Below are 19,387 nucleotides of genomic sequence, written 5' to 3'. Positions count from 1 at the left end.
CCTAAGCTGTTGCATCATATTCATCTTGTAAAAACGCTCCATAACGGAACACACGGGCAATCGTCCAAATGACTAATCCACATAGTAGAAGGGTCCAATTAACGCCAGTAAATTGGTAGACCACCCCTTTGATTAATCCTGTATCGATAAGCAATTCTGCTAACTTAAATTGTTCAAAAATGGTATAGGCTACATACGTGCGGAATGTTTCAACTGTTAAGCTTAAAAAAACTATAGCATAAGCAATCCATTCCATTTTTTTACTATTTTTTGCTGAAAAAATAATTCCTTTGCTTAAGTTACTTAAGACATTTCTGACTTGCACAACGATAAATAATAAAAGAACTATGTATATTGTAGCAGTAAATAGTAATTTTACGACATTCAATTTGGAAAATTGAATATCATCTGCTACTTTATTGGATAATACGATTTCCAAGCCTACAAAGTGAATAGACGCAGCAATCTGCCCATGTACCAGTATATTATTTACTTCCTTTTCCGTCACTACAATTACTGCTACCAAAAGAACACCCAGTATTGTTAATGCAAAAATCATCAGAACCATTATAATGGTGAAAATTGTACGTAATCCTTTAGTTAACAATCGAAATTCCTTACTTTGGATTGTTTGCTCCATGATAAAGCATCCCCTTTCTTATTATTTAGTATACATACTATTTTATCTTTTTCAATAATTTTTTAATGTTTATCATTAATTAATTATTATTTAACTTAATAATGCATAAAAGCTAGAAAAGAAATACACTGTCTTTTCTAGCTTTTATGATTATTTGTGTTTTAGTAATTGAGCCTTTATTAAATAGTCCCGTGCAACATCTACAATATTTTCACCCTCTACATTGACCTGATAATTCATTTCGCGCATTTCATCATCAGTGATGTGATCTGCCAGCTTATTTAAAGCTTTTTCGATGTCAGGATATTTTTCAATTGTTTCTTTTCTAAGCAGAGGTGCTCCTTGATAAGGCGGGAATAGCTCTTTATCATCTGCCAACACATGCAAATTGTATTGGCGTATTTCACTATCTGTTGAATAAGCATCTAATAAATCAATATTCCCAGATTTAATTGCTTGGTATCTTAGCTTTGGCTCCATTGTTGTAATATCCGAAAGTGTGATGCCATAGCGCTTTTGAATACCTATATAGCCATCTTCTCGATCATTGAATTCCAATGTGAAGCCTGCTTTTATAGACCCTTGAATCGGCTTAAGATTAGAAATTTTTTGCAAATGGTAGGCTTCGGCCATTTCTTTGGAAACTGCTAATGTATACGTATTATTGTATTTCATCGGACTTAACATCACCATTTCAAATTGCTTCATCATCCCTTCTTTAGCCTGATTATAGACATCTTCTTGATTGTTATTGATCGCTTCCTCTTTTAAAAATTCTGAAATAGCTGTTCCTGTAAACTCTGGATAGATATCAATACTACCTGATTTCAGTGCATTAAATACAAAGGAAGTCTTTCCAAGACCAGGTTTTAATTGTACCTTCAGGTCTGTTTCCTGCTCTATAAGCAATTTATACATATTAATGAGTATTTCAGGCTCTGATCCCAGCTTTCCAGCAATCACAATCTCCTCTTTTTCTGTGTTGTTTAGCAATGGTAAAATGATCATGAATAATGCCAAAATACTAATCATAGTTAAGGCTGTCATCGTTTTTCTAAATGACAAAAATTCTAATTTTTTTAGTAAAAAATCGAAAACTAGTGCTAAAATTGCTGCGGGAATAGCACCTAAAAGTAGAAGAAATGTATTATTTCGGTCAATACCGAGGAGAATAATATCCCCTAATCCTCCAGCACCAATTAAGGCCGCTAATGTTGCTGTTCCAACGATTAAAACCATTGCTGTTCGAATCCCTGCCATAATAACAGGCATGGCAAGTGGCAATTCTACTTTTAATAGCCGTTTTCTTGTATTCATACCCATCGCCATCGCTGCTTCTTTTAAAGATGTCTCTACCTCATTAATGCCCGTATATGTGTTTCGTAATATTGGAAGAAGAGCATAGACCACTAAGGCAATAATGGCAGGTACTTTTCCAATGCCGAACAGAGGTATTAATAAGCCAAGTAGAGCTAATGAAGGAATAGTTTGAAGGACCGCACTTACCCCAATAATAGTTTCTGCTATTTTCCTTTTATTTGTTAAATAAATCCCTAGTGGAATGGCAATAATCACGGCAAAAAATAGCGCTATAAAGGAGATTTGTATATGTTCCAGTAATGCTGCCACTAACTGTCCTTTACGCTCAAGAAACATCTCAAAAAAATTAGCCATTTCCATTACCTCTTTCCAAAGAATCCTTCGCTAAATACTGCAGCATGGAAGCTCTAGATACCATACCAATCAATTTTCCATCCTCTTGAACACCTAAACAGTCATCTTGTGCTAACTTTTCAAGAATTGTAGCGAACGAATCATTGCTAAAAATGGTACCACCTAGCTTACTGGACGCAGTAATTGACTGCATGACTGTATGAATATCAAAAGGCTTGTACATAGTGTTTAAGCCAATAAACTGTTGGACAAAGTTATTTACAGGGTTTTGGACAATTTCCTGAGGTGTACCAATTTGAACAATTTCACCATCCTTCATCACACAGATCCGATCCCCTAATTTAAGTGCCTCCTGCATGTCATGGGATACAAAAACAATTGTTTTTTGTATAGAACGCTGCATATCCAATAAATCGTCCTGCAGCTTTGTACGGCTTATTGGATCTAACGCACTGAATGGCTCATCCATTAAAATAATTTCAGGGTCAGCCGCTAAGGCGCGAATAACTCCAACTCTTTGCTGTTCACCGCCAGATAACTCCTTTGGCTTACGCTGACGATATTTTTCAGGCTCAAGCCCAACCATCTTTAATAATTCTTCAACTCGCTTTTGGATTTTCGTTTTGCCCCAATTTTTTAATTCAGGCACAACCGCAATATTTTCTTCTATCGTCATATGTGGAAAAAGGGCAATTTGTTGTAATACATAGCCAATATTCCAGCGTAACTCATGAATATTATAATCACTTATTCTTTTGCCATTTATCCAGATAGTTCCTTCAGTTAAAGAAATTAATCGGTTAATCATTTTTAATAATGTAGTTTTGCCACATCCGCTTGGGCCGATAATAACAAAAAATTCACCCTTCTTTATTTCTATGTTCAGTGCTTTAACAGCCGTATGGTCATTGCCATATTTTTTTGAGACATTGTCAAATGTTATCATCTTTCATCTCCTTTGAATTTGCTAATGAAAGCGTAGTACTAGTGACATTATTTCACTTCTATATATTTCACAATCTAAAGCCTTTTCAAACATTTACCACTTTAACATTTCATCCTGAGTACCTCTCCCTCCTATACTTTTTTTATTAAGCTTATGCCAAGCTATAAATCTATCTGTACTTCCCCTGTTTATCTTTATTTAAAAATGTTTCTTTTCAACAGTTAATAGCTTTAAAGGTTAATAATACCATTTTCTTTTTTAATTTTGTGCCTGTATCTAACAATCTATGAAATTGACTGTTAATTGCCACTTATGAGAAGATGAAGAAAATAGAAATCGAAAGGTAGTGAAGTATGAACAATGGATTTCAATTTATGCCTATCAGCCAACTAGCTGAAAGATTTCCAGAAGACTCTTGGTGGGCAAAATTTCACAAGGATTTTAGCGATAATGAGATTGCTGCTTATTATGAGGGTGATTTGACACTCCCTTTCCTAGATTTGGATTGGGGCAAGCCTTTCCCAGAACAAGAAAATACAATCACCATTTTTATTGATGGTAATTTCACGGTAGACAATCTCTACAATGCAGAAACAGATGGTGCTATAGGGCTAACCGTGATGGGCAATTTAGCAGCTAAAAATATAGCTGTAGGCGGTCAAGAAATTTATGTACACGGTCATTTGACAGTTGGGGATATTTTGAGCGGCTCCTATAATCACGGAGAAACCATTGTGAAAGGCAATCTTAATGCAACGGTTTTAGTTCAGGATGACGAGTATCGCATCAAAGTAGATGGACAGAAGCAGTTAATGTGTCTAGTAAACATTTGGCATGGAGACGGTGTTTTTCAGGACCTTCCCGTAAAGATTCAGGATGTGTTAACCGAAGAGGTATTTCTGAACATGGATGACGATGACGATGACGATGATGAGGATGACGATGAGATTGGTTTTTCATTCGATACACTCGTCAGAATTCTTAAAGAAGGACGTTCCCCTCTTACTAATTTAAATGGAATCTACCAAAGAAAGAAAGCAGCTCATTTATATTTTACGCATAGCAACATAGATTTGGAAAATATTCTGAAGCTGACGCAATCTATTCTTATGATAGAAGATAAGACAGCTTTTAATTTTGAGGAGCGAGATGTGCATTTCACTGTTCAGCGGGAGCATATTGATGCAGATGGTGACAAATGCAACAACAGTGTGTACATAAAGACTTCACAGTACCATTATTTTATTTGGCTCGATGAAGATCAATCCATTTCTCTATTGAGAAAAACCTTAGACGAAGGAGCCGAGTGGAGGGATATTACAGAAGTGTCACAGGAGTATTTATCGGATCTGAATGCTCACTGGATTTTGCTGTTGACCTGTGTAAATGTAGCAGAGCTTTATTTACGGGACATTGAAATCCAATATGTGAAGGATATTTTGCAGCATCCAGAAATTCAAGCACTAGATGAGGAAAATGATGGTTTCTGGGATGGTTCCAAATATTACAGCTTCCGTCAATCGTATATAGATGAAGATGGTGACATTATACACGCTCGGGTTGAAATTATGACTCCTGACGAAACATATTATTTTTATACACTTGACAATCATTCCTATGTTTCTCGATACTATCAACCTCCTAACCATTATGGCTGCCTAGATATATCTTATTTGGATGCTAGACTCTGGGAAGCTTCTGAACAATATTTCGAGGGCTTCAAACAGTTTATGTCCAATCAATTTTGATCAATTATGCCTCGGCATAATTGCGTCCGGAATCGGCTTTGTGCTTACACAAAGTACTCCTTTCCGATTCCGTGACATCCGCCGGAGGCTTTAACTTCTTTCAGCGGGTGTTTGGACACCCTCTAAAAAGTAGCTTAAATTCACATTCATCTCACCACCTATAGAGGTGGTGACTTCTGCTGAAAGAAGTTAAACTTAATTAGGAACTAATTGATGTTAATGACGTTCTATTAATGATGGAATCTATGCAACTAAACATCTCTTTATTTCTCTTGCACTCTTTGCAATAATTAGAGATAGTTAAACTTTGATAGAAAGGAGGGAGATGTTGTAATCCACCAACATCAATGAAACCATGAAATACGTCATAAATTTCTTCAAAGGTCTAATGATTGCTACTATCGTTATCTGTATTTCGTTTTTTATGGTAACGCAGCTGTTCAATACGCATGAAACCACAGTTCCTGAAGTTGTGGATGATCGTCCAAGCGTAGAAGAATTTATTGGCTCTATTGCAGAAACTGCACGAAAACTTGGAGCTGATAATGATTTATACGCATCTGTTATGATTGCACAAGCCATTTTAGAAAGTGAGCATGGTCAAAGTGGACTTGGCGCTGCACCTAATAACAATTTATTTGGGATGAAAGGTCGTTACCAAAATAACTCGGTAACACTTGAAACATCTGAGGACGATGGTTCTGGTAACATGACAACTGTGATGGCTGAATTTCGCAAATATCCTTCCTATGAAGAATCCATGAAAGACTATGTAAAATTATTGCGTAACGGTGTCTCCTGGAATAATGATTTCTATGCAGGAGTATTTAAAAGCAATACAAAATCCTATACAGATGCTACTAAATTTTTAACAGGTTCTTATGCAACAGATTCCAAATACAATGAAAAACTCAATACTGTCATTGCAAAATATGATCTAAATCAATACGATAGTCCTGTAAAAAATAAAAAAACGATTACCGTAACAGACGGTGATTCTCTTACGCATATTGCAGAGGCACATAAAGTGAAAGTAACATCCCTTAAACAATGGAATCAGCTCCGATCTGATAAAATCGAAGCAGGCCAAGAATTAAATATTTTTCAATATTAAAATCTCCACGCTACTTTGGGAAACCCCTTTGTGGCATGGAGATTTTTAATATTAATATCTTCTTTTACAAACATTTATAGCAACAATCCAAATCGTATCTTTCAATTAATTACTGATTCGTCAATCTTTGAATCACTGTCTCAACTTCAAAAACACGTTTATTTAATGCACCCGTCCTATCCTCTACTTGATGAGCAATTTTTTCAGTGAAATTCCCTAAATTTTCAACAATGTTTTTCTGAAGCTCAGCTTGTCCAGCTTTTAGCTCCTGTACATCACTTTCAATTTTATCTAAGCGCTGCTCAATACCGTCAAATCGTTTATCCATGCCCTCTAATCGTTGATTAATCGGTGCTAACTCTTCCCTTAAAACGGAACGTAATAATTCTTTTAAATCAGTGTCCAATACATCCCCTCCTATCCTTTTACTTTTGATTTATTATAGCATAATATAATCCCATTCTAACTATCTATTATTAACAAATCATAGGGGATATACATCGATTTTATCTGCTATTTACCAGTAAGAAATTTCATGGTCTTCCATCCCCTTTTCACCTATGACGATTGCATATTTTACCCCCATAGTTTTATGAAAACAAAAAAGATGCACTCTGTTTTTATACAGAAGCATCTTCCTCAACAAAGGTATTCTCGAAATGATTGGAAATAAACAATTGCACCAATTCGCTTCTCCACATTCATTAAAATATAATTAAATAAATATGCTTCCCGCAGCCGTAAGTGTAGAAACAGCTAGGTCTTTGCGATAAAGTGGATGTTTGCTATCCAAACTATTTATACTTACCTCACTCCCACCAAGTGAAGAATGAATATAAAGACTATCCCCCATATATAAGGCCATATGTCCTGGAAAATATAATAGATCGCCCTTTTGCAGGTTCTCAAAAGATATTTGTTTAATCGGAAACCCATCAACAATTTTAGCATCTCGGTAAATCAGTACTCCATTTAGCATATAAGCCATTGAACAAAGCCCTGAACAATCAATGCCTAAAGGTGATTTACCTCCCCAGCGGTAGGGAGTAGCTAAATAGCTAAGCGCTGTTTGCACAACATTTTCTCGGAATTGCGAGTCTGGTAATTTATTTTTAGCAACTTTTGGTTGAAGCCATTTTCTTCGTGCATATCCAATTTCACCAGACGCTATTTGTATAGCCACCCACTCTGGGTCGTTTACTTCTATTGATAAAGATCGTACAATTGAACCTTTTACGAGCGTCATTATTTTGCTACTTTGAATTCGCGGATATTGTAGAATATCTGCGAAGTTTTGAATAATGTAATGGTTGGCTTCTTGTAGCCAAGCGTTTGTTTCTTCCTCGTCCGCAATTAAACATTTTTTCTGGCAAAACCCCTCATATCGATAGGCTGTTTGTACACGTACCCAATTAGCATCTATGTTGGCAATGATCTGTACAGGCATGCCATTAAGTACCTCGTCCACCAGTTCGGATTCTTCCTGTGGTATAGCATGTAAATTTGCAATCATTGCTGTCACAACAGCATTCATTTGATCACCCCCTTCGCTTCACAAAATGCTCATACGCAATTTTTGATATCCGACCGATAAGCTGCTTTGCATACTCATTGTTTGTTACCTCAGTTATAAAAACACCTATCAGATAATCATTTGAGCCATTATAAACAATTCCAACATCATGATCGACTGTTTCAAGACCACCTGTTTTATGAGCCATTTTCACATCATCTACTAGATAACGTTTTAGTGATTCATGGACACGCTGGCGACTTAAGATATCAATTGTCAACTTACTAAATTTTGTAGATAAAAGGTCTTGTTGGTAGATACGTGAAAAAAGATGGGCCATATCATTTGCTGAAGTGAGATTGTCAATTCCTCTTTCTAACTTTTCGAAATCCATCATCTTCCTTTGCAATTTCGTTTGATGAAGACCAATTTGTCGAAAATAATGGTTGAGGACATCCATTCCGATAAAGTCAATCAGGACATTGGTAGCTACATTATCACTGGTAATAATCATCCACACCAATAGCTCATAGATAGTACTTCGTTCAATTTGCTGTTCACTGATAACACTATAGTCAACCCATTCTTCTGGTGCTATTCTAATCTCTTGATGGACATCTTGATTGTAGCGCTCTAAATGGGTCAACACCCCAAGTAAAATAGGTACTTTAATTAAACTAGCACTGGAAAAAACCGAATGTAGCTTTTCCTGTATGAAATAGTGATTTGTATTTGGGTCTTTGACAAATAAATGTACGTTATATGGAGCTTCTTCTAGCATTCTTTGAATAGCACGTTCCATATAGCATACCTACTCAATAACTCTTATTTGTTGGTTTTCTGTATTAAAGGAGATGGTGCTACCAAGAGGTAAAGACATTGTAGGTAAACAGTGACCACACGTTAAATCCATTATAATGGGCTTTTTTAGTGGCACTAAAATCTCTTGAAAAATAGTCTGTAACGATAAACTATACTCTGGATGCTTCGGGTTATCTGGCCCGCAATTAGTCCAAGCTCCTAATAAAATGCCCGCAGCCTCATCAAGCTTGCCCGCTAATTTAAGCTGTGTGAGCATTCGATCTACCCGATGTTCAGTTTCATCAATATCCTCTAAAAATAATATTTTATTCTTTGTATCTATTTCATATGGGGTGCCAAGTGAGGCTGTTACTAGTGTTAGGTTTCCTCCAATTAGCTGTCCTGTTGCTTGACCAGCAGCAAGCATTGTCATACTGCGACCAAGTGGGTTTTTAAGCAGGTAATCATGACAAGTTGTTGCCATCACCAGTTGTTTAAAAGAGTCCCATGTATATTCATCCATACCCTGCTGAATAAATTCCGTTGATGGCATCGGCGTATGATAGGTCACAAAGCCACATTTCTGATTAATGGCGATGTGTAAAGCTGTAACATCGCTATAACCAGCAAAGACTTTTGGATTGGCTCTTATTACATCGAAATCTAAAAGTGGTAGAATTTTTGTAGCCCCATAACCTCCACGAATACAGAAGATACCATCAATCGTTGAATCATTAAACATTTGATTTACGTCAAACGCACGAAGTTGATCAGTTCCCGCTAAATAACCGTGCCTTGCCTGACATGTTTCTCCAACAACAACCTTTAATCCAAGCTTTTCAACACTTTCTATAGCTGGCTTTAATTTGTCAGGTGGAGTGACCCCTGAAGCACTAATAAGACCTACTGTATCCCCTATTTTTAAAGCTTTTGGAAATATCATTTGTATACCTCCATTTGTAGAGATGCTTGATATTTTGCCATTTCCTGCTCATTTGCCAAGACAAAATGCCCTTCTTCTACCTCCTTAAACGTCGGAGGATTTCTATCATAACAATGCTGTGCTGGATCATAGATTTCTACGATTTTATTACGCTCCTTATAGGGATTAGGCTCTGGTACGGCTGATAGCAATGCTCGCGTATAGGGATGAATAGGATTAGAAAACAGCCGCTCAGTTTCTGCTAGCTCAACGATTCTTCCCTTATAAATAACTGCTGTTCTGTCCGTAATAAAGCGGACTACCGACAAATCATGTGCAATAAATAAGTAGGTTAAATTTTTTTGCTGCTGTAGGTTTGCTAATAAATTTAAAACTTGTGCACGAATAGAGACATCTAAGGCCGAAATGGGTTCATCTGCAATAATAAATTCCGGCTCCATTACCAAAGCTCGTGCAATGCCTATACGCTGACGTTGACCTCCTGAAAATTCATGTGGAAAGCGACTTGAAAACTCTGGTAATAATCCTACATTTAAAAGTGCAGTCCGCACCTTTTGTTGGCGATCCGCATCATTGTTATAGTTTTTTGTATTGAGCAATCCCTCAGAGATAATATAATCAACTTTTGCCCGTTCATTAAGGGATGCCATAGGGTCTTGAAAAATCATTTGGATTTTCTGGGTAATTTCCCGATCCCAGCTTTTTGTAATTTTCCCATGAATGTTCCGACCACGATAAATGATCTCCCCCTCAGTCACATCATTGATACGCATCATGGCTCGACCTATTGTAGTTTTCCCTGAGCCTGATTCTCCCACTAAGCCAAATATTTCACCTTTAAAAATAGTAAAGCTAACATCATTGATTGCCATAAATTTATGCTTACCCTTACCAAAAGCTATCTTTAAATTTTTAACCTCAACTAGAATCTCCTTATGACTCATGTGCGTATCGTCTCCCTTCTTCAAAAAATGATTGCAGTGCTTCAGGAGGTTGTACTTTAGGAGCAAGAGGATCTAACAGCCATGTACGGGCATAATGTGTATCACTTACTTGAAAAAATGGAGGACGTTCCACAAAATCAATCTTTAACGCGTATGGATTGCGTGGTGCAAAGGCATCTCCTTTAATATCTTGGAACAGATTTGGCGGTGTGCCCTTAATGGAATAAAGCTGCTCGCCCTTTGAGCCTAGTTGTGGTAATGAGGAAATGAGTGCCCATGTATAGGGGTGCTTAGCATAAAAGAAAATTTCATGTGTCTTACCAATTTCGATAATATCTCCTGCATACATAACGGCAATTCGATCGGCTACCTTAGCAACAACACCTAAATCATGTGTGATGTAGACGGTTGTTAGCTCATATTTTTGTTGGAGATGCTTTAAAAGCTGTAAAATTTGCGCTTGTATTGTAACGTCTAGGGCTGTTGTCGGTTCATCGCAAATTAATATTTTGGGTTTACAAGCTAATGCAATAGCGATGACTATTCGTTGACGCATTCCACCAGAAAATTCATGTGGATATTGCCTGAAACGTTTTTCCACATCGTGAATGCCAACATCCTTTAATAATTTCAAGGTTTCTACATATGCCGCTTTCCCCCTTAGAGATTGATGTAAAATAACACATTCCTCGATTTGCTTGCCAATCGTTTTCAGCGGATTTAATGATGTCATTGGGTCCTGAGTCACCATCGCCACTTCTTTTCCTCGAATAGCTTCCCAATCCCGCTCAGTGTTAAATTGTGTCAAATCCCAGTTGTTGTAGATAATCTGCCCCTGATCGATGTAACCATTTTTATCAAGCAAGCCCATGATTGATTTCATTAGCACCGATTTTCCCGAGCCCGATTCACCCACTATTGCCATACTTTCACCTTTGTACAAATCAAGAGAGATATTACGAATGGCTGTTAGCACCCTGCCACGAAGCGAAAATTTAATCACTAGGTTTTGCATAGTTAAAATACGAGATAGTGCTTGTGTCAATATCCTCACCCTTTATACGTGATTTTTGGGGTCTGCTGCATCTGCAAATGAATTTCCTATAATATAAAATGCAATTGTAATCACACTTAAAACGATACTCGGAAATATAAGCTGATATCGTAATTCTGGAGACATCATTAGCACCCGTCCTTCATTAATTAAATTCCCTAAAGACGGCTCACTAATTGGTAGGCCTAATCCAATGTAGGTTAAAAAAACCTCAGCACCAATAGCAAATGGAATTGCCAGACTCATGCGTAGCATTATGACTGAAATCAGATAAGGTAATAGGTTTTTTAAAATAATGCGATAATCTGGTGTCCCTAAACATTTTGACGCTAAGTTATATTCACGATCACGCAAAATGACAATTTGATTGCGAATAAACCTTGCCATTTCAACCCAGCCTGTAATACACATCGCAATAATAATGGTGGAAACACTAGGTCGTAAAATATATGACATTAAAATCAATACAATGGTTGTCGGAATATTATCAACGATGTTGTATAGTTGTGTAATTGGCAATTCCAATTTACGCGAAAAGCCCCAAAGTGTACCAATTGTTATTCCTATAATAGCTTCTACTATGGCTACGGCGCAGCCAATCAATAAAGAGGTCCTTGTCCCTGCCCAAATACGAGACCATAAATCCTGTCCAATGGAGTTTGTCCCAAACCAAAATTCAGTATTTGGAGCAATATTCCGTGCCTGTAGGCCTGTTTGTTCATCTAAATAAATTTCAGTAGGAGACTTTTGCGCTGGTAGATACGGTTGAAGAATTGTGAAGGTTACGATCATTAGCACGCCGACTAACAAAAAGATGGCAATTCGATTTTTTAAAAAGGATTTCCAGGTTGAACGCCAATAGGAATAGTTTGAGTAGGCTGTTTCTTCTGCCTGACGCTCATCCGTTACTGCAAATTCAAATAATGCTTCACGTGATCTTTGAGAAATATTATTAATTTCCTCTGAATACATACCCATTAGCGTACACTCTCCCCTTTCCCCAATTTAATCCGTGGATCAACAAGTGCCATGGCAATATCCCCTAAAATCAATCCAATAATCCCAAGTGAAGAAAAAACAAGGACTAAGCCCTGTACAATGGTGTTATCTTGGCGCTGTATCGCATCAACGAGTAAGCCACCCATTCCAGGAATAGAGTACAGAGATTCAATATAAATGGAGCCGGTAATTGTAAAAAGAATCGTTGCAGGTAAATATTGTGCCATAGGGATAAAGGCATTTCGTAAAACATGTTTAAACATTAATGTCCGCTCTTTCATGCCTTTTGCTCGTGCTAGCTTAATATAATCCTTGTTTAATTCATCCACCATATAACGTCGCATCCACATGGCATAGGAGGCAGTTGGTGCTAATGCCATTGAAGCAAGTGGTAAAATCCAAGTAATGGGCTTATACACATCAAAAAGCATTGGCAAATGAAAAATTTCCGTAATATACATTTGTATAACTAAATAGTAAACAGCAGCTGGCACTGCAACGACAATCACTATATAGCCAGTCCCCAATCGATCCAGCCAACGCCCTTTCATTTGAGCCATTAAAATACCAAGCGGAACACCAAGCATTAGAGATAACACAACAGCCCCTAAACCGAAAGCCAAGGAATACATAATTTTATCTGCAATAATTGTAACGACTGGTACATCTGTCCTGTAGGTAACAGATTTCCCCAAATCTCCTTGGAACAATTTACTGTAAAAGTTACCTAGTTGCACCAATAAAGGATCACGTAATCCTAAATTTGTTAAATAGATTTCTTGTTGCGCAGGCGACATTTTATCAGCTGCTGCTCCTAAATAGCCTTCCTCTGGCATTAATCGTAATAATGAAAAAACAATTGTTAGGATGATAAAAAGAGTAACCACAGATTGTAAGAGTCGCTTCACTATATACCACAGCATGGAATTATCCTCCTTTTTCAGAAAGATGAAAGGAGATGCCGATATTTTTTATTCGGAATCTCCTTGTTAATACTACTACCCAACGTTGATCCTACTGTGCTGCTTTCGCTAAGGCATTCGCACGTTCCTGCTCCCACTTTGCTAGCGCTTCTTTAAATTCATCATTGCTCATTGGTTTATCTAAAAGCTGTTGCCCCTTAAATTTCTCTGCTGTCACTCCAAATGGGGAATATTGAGCCTCGAAAGGATTTAATTTAGAGGCAACATAGCCGCTTCCTCCTACTGAATAAGGAATGACAAATGCCTCATCAATTATGAAAGCCTCAGCCTTCGCAAACAATTCATATCGTTTTGCTGTATCGATTGCCGATTTTGCTTCGTCCACTAAGTTTTGATATTTTGATTTGCCATTAGCTTCCATATAGCCTTCCGCTAGTTCTGGTTTATTGTAAGTTCCATCTACAGTAAATGGGTCCGTATACGTTGATGGATCAGCATAATCAGGTCCCCAGTTGGCTTCTAGCAATGCAAATTTACCAGGGCGACGAACTTCCGATAAAAAGCCTGTGGATGGTCCTGCCTCTACAATAATATCGATATAGTCTGTTCCTAATAATTTCTCAATTTGCTGTTCCACCACTTGAGAACGGTTAGCCCAATCTGGACTACCAGCATTATATGGCATTAACACTTTTACAGGGAATGTTGCCTTTCCTTCAAGTGCAGTCATTGCTTTTTCCTTGTATGCCAATGCCTGATCTTTTATAAAGGAATCCTGATTAGCAATATCCGCTAACGGTGCTAGTTGTGTATAATCAAGGCCATCTACATCAACAAAATTTTTAGGTGTAATTGTATTGCTAAGCAAATCTTTTGGATTATATGGTTCTAAAGTTAACATGGCAGAAACCCGATCAAGAGCATGGAATAAGGACTTACGGAAATCCTTGTTGTTGACTGCGACCTTCCAGTTGTTAGGCTCATACTCTGCATCAAATTGAGGATTGAAGTTTAGTGCATAGAAGTACGTATAGAAATTATTTTGCGTTTGACGAACTTGTGATTTTTTCTTTTCATCTTTGAACCATTCATCAATAATGGATGTTGGAATACTAGCCGAGTCGATTTCCCCTCGTAAAAATAATTCAGGTGCAACCGTAGCCGCTTCTTTATTGTATTTATAACGTATACGATCAATAAGCACATTGTCCTTATCCCAATACAATTCATTTTTTACAAGTACACGCTCATTTTGCGGTTCAAATTTGTCTAAAATATAGGATCCGTTATACAGGAAATTTTCATGTGTTGTTCCAAAGCTATCCCCTTTTTCCTCAATAAACTTTCCGTTTACTGGGAAGAAACAAACATAATTCAACATAGAAAGAAAATAAGGAGTAGGTGTTTCTAAAGTATATTCTACTGTATGTTCATCTGTTGCCTTTATGCCAACCTGCTTAAAATCCGTTAACTCACCGTTATAGAAGGCTTCCCCATTTTTAACAACCGTAGCAATCCACGCTGTTGATGATTCATTCTTTGCGTCCAGAACATAATGTAAGCCATCTACAAAATCTTGGGCAACAACATTCGAATATTCCTTCCCATCATGGGTAATCCACTTTGCATCTTCACGAAGCTTAAATGTCCATACCGTGGCATCATCATTGGAAGACCATTCCTTCGCTAGGCCAGGCTGTACGACACCATATTTATCATATTCAATTAATCCATCGACTAAGTTCGCTGCCACCGCAAACTCATTGGTTTCAGAGGTTTTTAAGTAATTTAACGTTTTTATTTCCCCTGAATAGACAACGCGATACTCTGATTTTTTTTCACTTGAAGAATCATCGCTACAGGCTGCACAAAGCAATGCGACAAGACATACCAAAAGCCACCAATACCTTTTCATCATAGGCATCCCCCTTAGTTTCTTTTTCGTCTCGCATAAATAAGCAGTTAGATTCACTCCACCTTCACGTTATAGGTAAGCCGTTAAAATGGAGCGATAAAACTGCTCATAATAGCACCTAAATTTTCATCATAATCACATTATTTTATTGTTGATATCTTGGATTATTTGATTTTTGCCCCTATTTTAAAAACAGTTGCTTGCCTAATTGAAGAGCGTGTCCAATTGCTCGACAAATTGCCAGAATTTATTCTCCTCTCTATAAATTTGCTTATGTTAGAAACTGTAAAATTCGAAGCACTTCATAAAAATCATCTGTGATAAATTCCACTGTATTATGAGGTTTAAATGTAGCATTAGGGTAAAAGGAATTGCGATATGCGCGTGTATGGTCACGATAAATAATTTCTAATTTAAAGTGTTCAGGTAAGGAAACTTGTAAGGAATTACGTGGAACTGTCATAGCCTCCTCCACTAGTCTTTTTGTTTCCTGAATGGCCAATTTAGGACTGACACTAATCGTTGCATTGCCGATTCCTTCTTTCGTGGCAAAAGTGACAATGTTTTCATTTATGGTCTGAATTTCTTCTGTTAGCCCAACATCCCCGCTAACAAACGAAACTGGAACCCCATGTAATGCTGCTGCATACGTATTAATGAGAAATTCGCTGGCATACTCCCCGTTAATTTTGACATCTGCAAACAAACACAGTGTATGGGCCAAAGGATTGCGCTCACTTCCCCCTTTACTGTGATAGCCAATGAAAATGGCTCGATCAAACGTTTTATCTAATCCTGCGACCATACACATTGGGTCATAGGTCCATCCACGAATAATCTTGCAATTACTGGGTAGATTTGAAATGTCTAAATTTCGAGCTGAATCATGTGCATCCTTTAATAATATTTCAGTAGCTCCGCCAGCAATTGCTCCCTCAATCGCAGCTTCAACCTCCAGTGTCATCTGTTTTTGGAAAAACTGATAATCTGGGGCATTTAGCTCCGTTTCACTCCATACTGTAGTCCCCGTAATTCCTTCAATATCTGCGCTTATATAAACCTTCATATAAAATTAAACTCCTTTACATAATGATTATGAATAACTGCCTGCACTGCTCCGTAAATCGCTGACTGTGCTTGAACTCTCCTAGCCCAAGCAATATTGTTGTAATCATAATGCCACCATTCCTCTGAGTAGTTGGTAAAACCCGCCATAGTCATGCAATTATAGAGAAGCCTTCTATAGATGCAGGCTTTGTGATTCTCATTTGGAAATTGTTCAAAATAACGTGTCACGGATTTTGCACTGATTTCATCAAAAGCTGTGCCAAGATTCAATGCATGACCATTTATATCCCCCAATGTGATATCGACAGCACCTCCTGTTAAATGGGGAACAAGATGAGCACAATCAAGGCTTGGAAAAGCAACATATCTTCGCGTTTCACTGTCAATTTCTTGTTCAGACAAATGCGGAAATCGTTGTGCAATCTCCTGTGCAAAATGTGTAAACAAATACTGCTGTACTTGGAAGGGACGATAGCCATCATATAACACTAAACTATATATTTTTGGCAATACCGAAAGCGCTTCTTGTAATCGCTCATAGACACCTTCACGTACATAGATCACCTGTAGGCTATTAGGTATCTTTTGTTGATGGTAAATGGGCTTGGTAAAAATTCTAGGATGCTGTCCTTCGATTTTAATTAGCGGCTCAAAGCTTTCACCCACAGCAATTTTCGATGAATGAAATAAAGCGTTATTAGCTGTAATCGGATGAAAAACGCTTTTCTTAATATGCATCACTCCAATCAAGCAAAAAACTAAATATTTTTCAGATAATTCAGTTTTATTACCTATATGCCGGTGACTAGATAAATAGTGAACAAATACATAATAATGGTTATTTTCTTATCATCAAACAATGGACGACAAAAATGACCACTAATAGTCAAAATTTATTCTTTTTCACTTTTTTATGGAGTTTATTCGTAGTTAGGGTTAATAATAACTGAAAAAATAAAATTGATGAAACAAAAAAAGCTATTGAACCATTTTCATGACTCAATAACTTTTATGAGCTACTACTTTTTGAAAAATGGATAGGCTTCTACTTTATGCCCATCTCTGCCTACTGTAGTTATTGCCTGTGATAAGGAATTCAAAATGGCTTCCTCTGTTGCCTCTGCCGCTGCCGTAAATAGTTGATTCATAATAGGGTGATCCTCGCGAAGCTGTGTACGTGTCTCCACAAGTAGATTTGATATATGAGGAATACAATGTGCAGTGGTAAAGCCAATAACAATATCACCACTACCATTGGAAAAATGGCTTCCTGTTCGACCAAGTCCAATACCACAGCGTTTGATAACACGAGTTAATTGACGACTGCTAAGTGGGGCATCCGTTGCCAGTACAATGATAATGGAGCCATCTGTTGGAGGTATAGTCGATTGAGGAGATACAAATGTCTCAACATAACGTTGCGCTAAAAATTCTGTGCTTTGCCCAAAATTACTAAGCACCATACAGCCTATGGTATAGGTGATTGTCTCATAGTTGACAATGCGAGAAGAGGAGCCAATTCCTCCTTTATAGCCAAAACACATCATTCCTTTACCTGCCCCAATTGCTCCTTCCTGTGCAACCTCATTTGTTGCAATGCGAATCGCTTCTATAGCATGCTCCGGTGTTACTGAACAGGCACGTATGGAATTTAAATAACTATCATTACATTCGCCCACGATAATATTAATCGTTCCTGTTGATTGCCCTATATCAGGATTCATGTCAAGCATATATTGCAATGTTCCCTGTGTAACAGCGGGTGCACCAAATGTATTAGTAAGCATAATAGGTGCTTCAATAACCCCCAGCTCATTTACCTGTATTAGTCCCGTTGTTTTTCCAAAACCATTTAAAACATAGCTTGCTCCTGTAATCTTTTGCTGAAATAAATTACCCTTATGCGGTAAAATGGCGGTTACACCTGTACATGCATATGCGCCATCTTGTGTTAATGCTTCATCAATTGTCATATGCCCCACACATACGTCTGCTACATCTGTAATGCAATTTTTTTCGCCAACGGGCAGCGTCCCAATTGATATGCCCCTATCCCGAATTTTACCAGGCAATTTTATTCCCCCTTTTGAATAGCTTGATTTACAGCAGCTTGGGCATGTATCATCGTTGTATCAAAAACAGGAATATCTACATCTTTCTGCTTGATTAATAATCCTATCTCTGTACAGCCTAGAATTACTCCTTGCGCACCTGACTGCACAAGGCTATCAATTACTTGTAAATAATAATTTTTTGAAGAATCCTTAATTTCCCCTAAACACAATTCATCATAGATGATTCGATTGACCTCTGCTCGCTCCTCTGCCTGTGGAACAAGTACTGTAATTCCGAAGGTTTCCACTTGAGCCTTATAGAAATCCTGCTCCATCGTATACTTTGTCCCTAGAAGAGCTATTTTTTGTAAACCCGTCTCTACTATTTTATGTGCTGTTGCATCGGCTATATGTAAAATAGGAATCGTAATCCTCTGCTGAATTGTATCAATTACCTTATGCATGGTATTGGTACATATAACAATAAAACTTGCGCCAGCATTCTCCAAAGAGTAAGCGGCTTCCGCAAGCACCTCACCAGCCTTGTCCCACTCGCCCCTCGCTTGAAAATGTTCAATTTCCTGAAAATCTACACTATACAATATACACTTTGCTGAATGTAAACCTCCTAACTGCCTTTTTACCTCTTCATTGAGTAGTCGATAATACTCCGAAGAAGATTCCCAGCTCATACCACCAATCAGTCCAATTGTATTCATATACTTCTCTCCTTTTCTATCATTATATATTAATTTAATCACAAATAGGTATTGTGAAAGGAGGAAAGCTGATGGAATGGTTATCTACTATTGTCGATAACACAAACACAATATTATGGACATATATTCTTATCATACTATTATTAGTAGTAGGATTATATTTTTCAGTCGGCACAAAATTTTTAAAAATTAGTTTTTTCCTGAAATATTCCAGTTAATTGTTGAGTCAGGAGCTCTCGATAAATCGCAAAAAAGTTTCGATAAATCATATAAAACTTTCGATAAATTCACAATTTTAATCGATAAAAAATTTTAAGCGTATTCGATTGATA

The 19,387-nt window shown here is 37.4% G+C and carries 19 protein-coding genes; 3 read left to right on the top strand and 16 right to left on the bottom strand.

Going from position 1 to position 19,387, the window contains the following annotated elements; all coding sequences use genetic code 11:
- Position 1 precedes the first annotated feature (1 nt).
- The 3 genes from ACQKIM_RS16000 to ACQKIM_RS15990 all read right to left on the bottom strand — a co-directional run bounded on the left by ACQKIM_RS16000 (position 2) and on the right by ACQKIM_RS15990 (position 3,260).
- On the bottom strand, positions 2 to 640 hold the full coding sequence (locus tag ACQKIM_RS16000; RefSeq protein WP_427545618.1) for a DUF2975 domain-containing protein: 639 nt from the start codon (positions 638 to 640) through the stop codon (positions 2 to 4).
- Positions 641 to 790: 150 nt separating this feature from the next.
- A complete protein-coding gene (locus ACQKIM_RS15995; RefSeq protein WP_427545616.1) occupies positions 791 to 2,314 on the bottom strand; it encodes an ABC transporter permease/substrate-binding protein in 1,524 nt (507 codons plus the stop codon).
- Positions 2,307 to 3,260 (bottom strand): ABC transporter ATP-binding protein, encoded by a 954-nt coding sequence (locus tag ACQKIM_RS15990; protein WP_427545614.1) that lies wholly within the window; start codon positions 3,258 to 3,260, stop codon positions 2,307 to 2,309. Before ACQKIM_RS15990 ends, ACQKIM_RS15995 begins: the two co-directional genes overlap by 8 nt.
- Before the next feature lie 353 nt (positions 3,261 to 3,613).
- Between ACQKIM_RS15990 and ACQKIM_RS15985 the strand changes: the two genes are divergently transcribed.
- Positions 3,614 to 5,008, top strand: a complete 1,395-nt coding sequence (locus tag ACQKIM_RS15985) for a hypothetical protein (protein WP_427545612.1) — start codon at positions 3,614 to 3,616, stop codon at positions 5,006 to 5,008.
- Positions 5,009 to 5,363: 355 nt separating this feature from the next.
- Positions 5,364 to 6,122 carry a glucosaminidase domain-containing protein gene (locus tag ACQKIM_RS15980; RefSeq protein WP_427545610.1) on the top strand — a complete coding sequence of 253 codons (759 nt, stop codon included), beginning with the start codon at positions 5,364 to 5,366 and terminating at the stop codon, positions 6,120 to 6,122.
- Positions 6,123 to 6,231: 109 nt separating this feature from the next.
- Here the strand turns inward: ACQKIM_RS15980 and ACQKIM_RS15975 are convergent, their stop codons facing one another.
- From ACQKIM_RS15975 to ACQKIM_RS15915, 13 genes are all read right to left on the bottom strand, one after another.
- Positions 6,232 to 6,528: a hypothetical protein gene (locus ACQKIM_RS15975; RefSeq protein WP_427545608.1), complete on the bottom strand. Its 297-nt coding sequence runs from the start codon at positions 6,526 to 6,528 to the stop codon at positions 6,232 to 6,234.
- 309 nt (positions 6,529 to 6,837) lie between these two features.
- On the bottom strand, positions 6,838 to 7,656 hold the full coding sequence (locus ACQKIM_RS15970) for a C40 family peptidase (RefSeq protein WP_427545606.1): 819 nt from the start codon (positions 7,654 to 7,656) through the stop codon (positions 6,838 to 6,840).
- Positions 7,657 to 7,660: 4 nt separating this feature from the next.
- A complete protein-coding gene (locus ACQKIM_RS15965; RefSeq protein WP_427545604.1) occupies positions 7,661 to 8,437 on the bottom strand; it encodes a serine hydrolase in 777 nt (258 codons plus the stop codon).
- A gap of 9 nt (positions 8,438 to 8,446) precedes the next feature.
- Entirely contained in the window at positions 8,447 to 9,379 is a 933-nt protein-coding gene (locus ACQKIM_RS15960; protein ID WP_427545602.1) for a S66 peptidase family protein, read from the bottom strand.
- Entirely contained in the window at positions 9,376 to 10,323 is a 948-nt protein-coding gene (locus ACQKIM_RS15955; RefSeq protein WP_427545600.1) for an ATP-binding cassette domain-containing protein, read from the bottom strand. The genes ACQKIM_RS15960 and ACQKIM_RS15955 overlap by 4 nt, the downstream gene beginning before the upstream one ends.
- Positions 10,313 to 11,338 (bottom strand): ABC transporter ATP-binding protein, encoded by a 1,026-nt coding sequence (locus tag ACQKIM_RS15950; RefSeq protein WP_427545650.1) that lies wholly within the window; start codon positions 11,336 to 11,338, stop codon positions 10,313 to 10,315. Before ACQKIM_RS15950 ends, ACQKIM_RS15955 begins: the two co-directional genes overlap by 11 nt.
- Before the next feature lie 42 nt (positions 11,339 to 11,380).
- Complete coding sequence (locus tag ACQKIM_RS15945) at positions 11,381 to 12,355, bottom strand: ABC transporter permease (RefSeq protein WP_427545598.1); 975 nt, start codon at positions 12,353 to 12,355, stop codon at positions 11,381 to 11,383.
- Complete coding sequence (locus ACQKIM_RS15940) at positions 12,355 to 13,299, bottom strand: ABC transporter permease (RefSeq protein ID WP_427545596.1); 945 nt, start codon at positions 13,297 to 13,299, stop codon at positions 12,355 to 12,357. The genes ACQKIM_RS15945 and ACQKIM_RS15940 overlap by 1 nt, the downstream gene beginning before the upstream one ends.
- A 91-nt stretch (positions 13,300 to 13,390) precedes the next feature.
- Positions 13,391 to 15,214: a peptide ABC transporter substrate-binding protein gene (locus ACQKIM_RS15935; protein ID WP_427545648.1), complete on the bottom strand. Its 1,824-nt coding sequence runs from the start codon at positions 15,212 to 15,214 to the stop codon at positions 13,391 to 13,393.
- A gap of 271 nt (positions 15,215 to 15,485) precedes the next feature.
- Positions 15,486 to 16,280, bottom strand: a complete 795-nt coding sequence (locus ACQKIM_RS15930) for a M55 family metallopeptidase (protein ID WP_427545594.1) — start codon at positions 16,278 to 16,280, stop codon at positions 15,486 to 15,488.
- Positions 16,277 to 17,020, bottom strand: coding sequence for a M15 family metallopeptidase (locus tag ACQKIM_RS15925; protein WP_427545592.1), 744 nt, complete (start codon positions 17,018 to 17,020; stop codon positions 16,277 to 16,279). The genes ACQKIM_RS15930 and ACQKIM_RS15925 overlap by 4 nt, the downstream gene beginning before the upstream one ends.
- Before the next feature lie 281 nt (positions 17,021 to 17,301).
- Positions 17,302 to 18,354, bottom strand: coding sequence for a P1 family peptidase (locus tag ACQKIM_RS15920; RefSeq protein ID WP_427545590.1), 1,053 nt, complete (start codon positions 18,352 to 18,354; stop codon positions 17,302 to 17,304).
- A gap of 2 nt (positions 18,355 to 18,356) precedes the next feature.
- Entirely contained in the window at positions 18,357 to 19,055 is a 699-nt protein-coding gene (locus ACQKIM_RS15915; protein ID WP_427545588.1) for an aspartate/glutamate racemase family protein, read from the bottom strand.
- A gap of 71 nt (positions 19,056 to 19,126) precedes the next feature.
- Here ACQKIM_RS15915 and ACQKIM_RS15910 point away from each other — a divergent pair, with 71 nt between their 5' ends.
- A complete protein-coding gene (locus ACQKIM_RS15910) occupies positions 19,127 to 19,273 on the top strand; it encodes a hypothetical protein (RefSeq protein WP_427545586.1) in 147 nt (48 codons plus the stop codon).
- Positions 19,274 to 19,387: the final 114 nt, after the last annotated feature.

This window comes from Lysinibacillus sp. NPDC047702 (assembly GCF_050272555.1).
Lineage (GTDB): Bacteria > Bacillota > Bacilli > Bacillales_A > Planococcaceae > Lysinibacillus.
Note: the sequence above shows the minus strand (reverse complement) of the source record. Positions and strands in the feature narration are given on the sequence as shown.

Coding starts and splice junctions, on each gene's coding strand:
- ACQKIM_RS16000 (WP_427545618.1), bottom strand. CDS start 640: ATGGAGCAAACAATCCAAAGTAAGGAATTTCGATTGTTAACTAAAGGA.
- ACQKIM_RS15995 (WP_427545616.1), bottom strand. CDS start 2,314: ATGGCTAATTTTTTTGAGATGTTTCTTGAGCGTAAAGGACAGTTAGTG.
- ACQKIM_RS15990 (WP_427545614.1), bottom strand. CDS start 3,260: ATGATAACATTTGACAATGTCTCAAAAAAATATGGCAATGACCATACG.
- ACQKIM_RS15985 (WP_427545612.1), top strand. CDS start 3,614: ATGAACAATGGATTTCAATTTATGCCTATCAGCCAACTAGCTGAAAGA.
- ACQKIM_RS15980 (WP_427545610.1), top strand. CDS start 5,364: ATGAAATACGTCATAAATTTCTTCAAAGGTCTAATGATTGCTACTATC.
- ACQKIM_RS15970 (WP_427545606.1), bottom strand. CDS start 7,656: ATGAATGCTGTTGTGACAGCAATGATTGCAAATTTACATGCTATACCA.
- ACQKIM_RS15965 (WP_427545604.1), bottom strand. CDS start 8,437: ATGGAACGTGCTATTCAAAGAATGCTAGAAGAAGCTCCATATAACGTA.
- ACQKIM_RS15960 (WP_427545602.1), bottom strand. CDS start 9,379: ATGATATTTCCAAAAGCTTTAAAAATAGGGGATACAGTAGGTCTTATT.
- ACQKIM_RS15955 (WP_427545600.1), bottom strand. CDS start 10,323: ATGAGTCATAAGGAGATTCTAGTTGAGGTTAAAAATTTAAAGATAGCT.
- ACQKIM_RS15950 (WP_427545650.1), bottom strand. CDS start 11,338: ATGCAAAACCTAGTGATTAAATTTTCGCTTCGTGGCAGGGTGCTAACA.
- ACQKIM_RS15945 (WP_427545598.1), bottom strand. CDS start 12,355: ATGGGTATGTATTCAGAGGAAATTAATAATATTTCTCAAAGATCACGT.
- ACQKIM_RS15940 (WP_427545596.1), bottom strand. CDS start 13,299: ATGCTGTGGTATATAGTGAAGCGACTCTTACAATCTGTGGTTACTCTT.
- ACQKIM_RS15935 (WP_427545648.1), bottom strand. CDS start 15,214: ATGAAAAGGTATTGGTGGCTTTTGGTATGTCTTGTCGCATTGCTTTGT.
- ACQKIM_RS15930 (WP_427545594.1), bottom strand. CDS start 16,280: ATGAAGGTTTATATAAGCGCAGATATTGAAGGAATTACGGGGACTACA.
- ACQKIM_RS15925 (WP_427545592.1), bottom strand. CDS start 17,020: ATGCATATTAAGAAAAGCGTTTTTCATCCGATTACAGCTAATAACGCT.
- ACQKIM_RS15915 (WP_427545588.1), bottom strand. CDS start 19,055: ATGAATACAATTGGACTGATTGGTGGTATGAGCTGGGAATCTTCTTCG.
- ACQKIM_RS15910 (WP_427545586.1), top strand. CDS start 19,127: ATGGAATGGTTATCTACTATTGTCGATAACACAAACACAATATTATGG.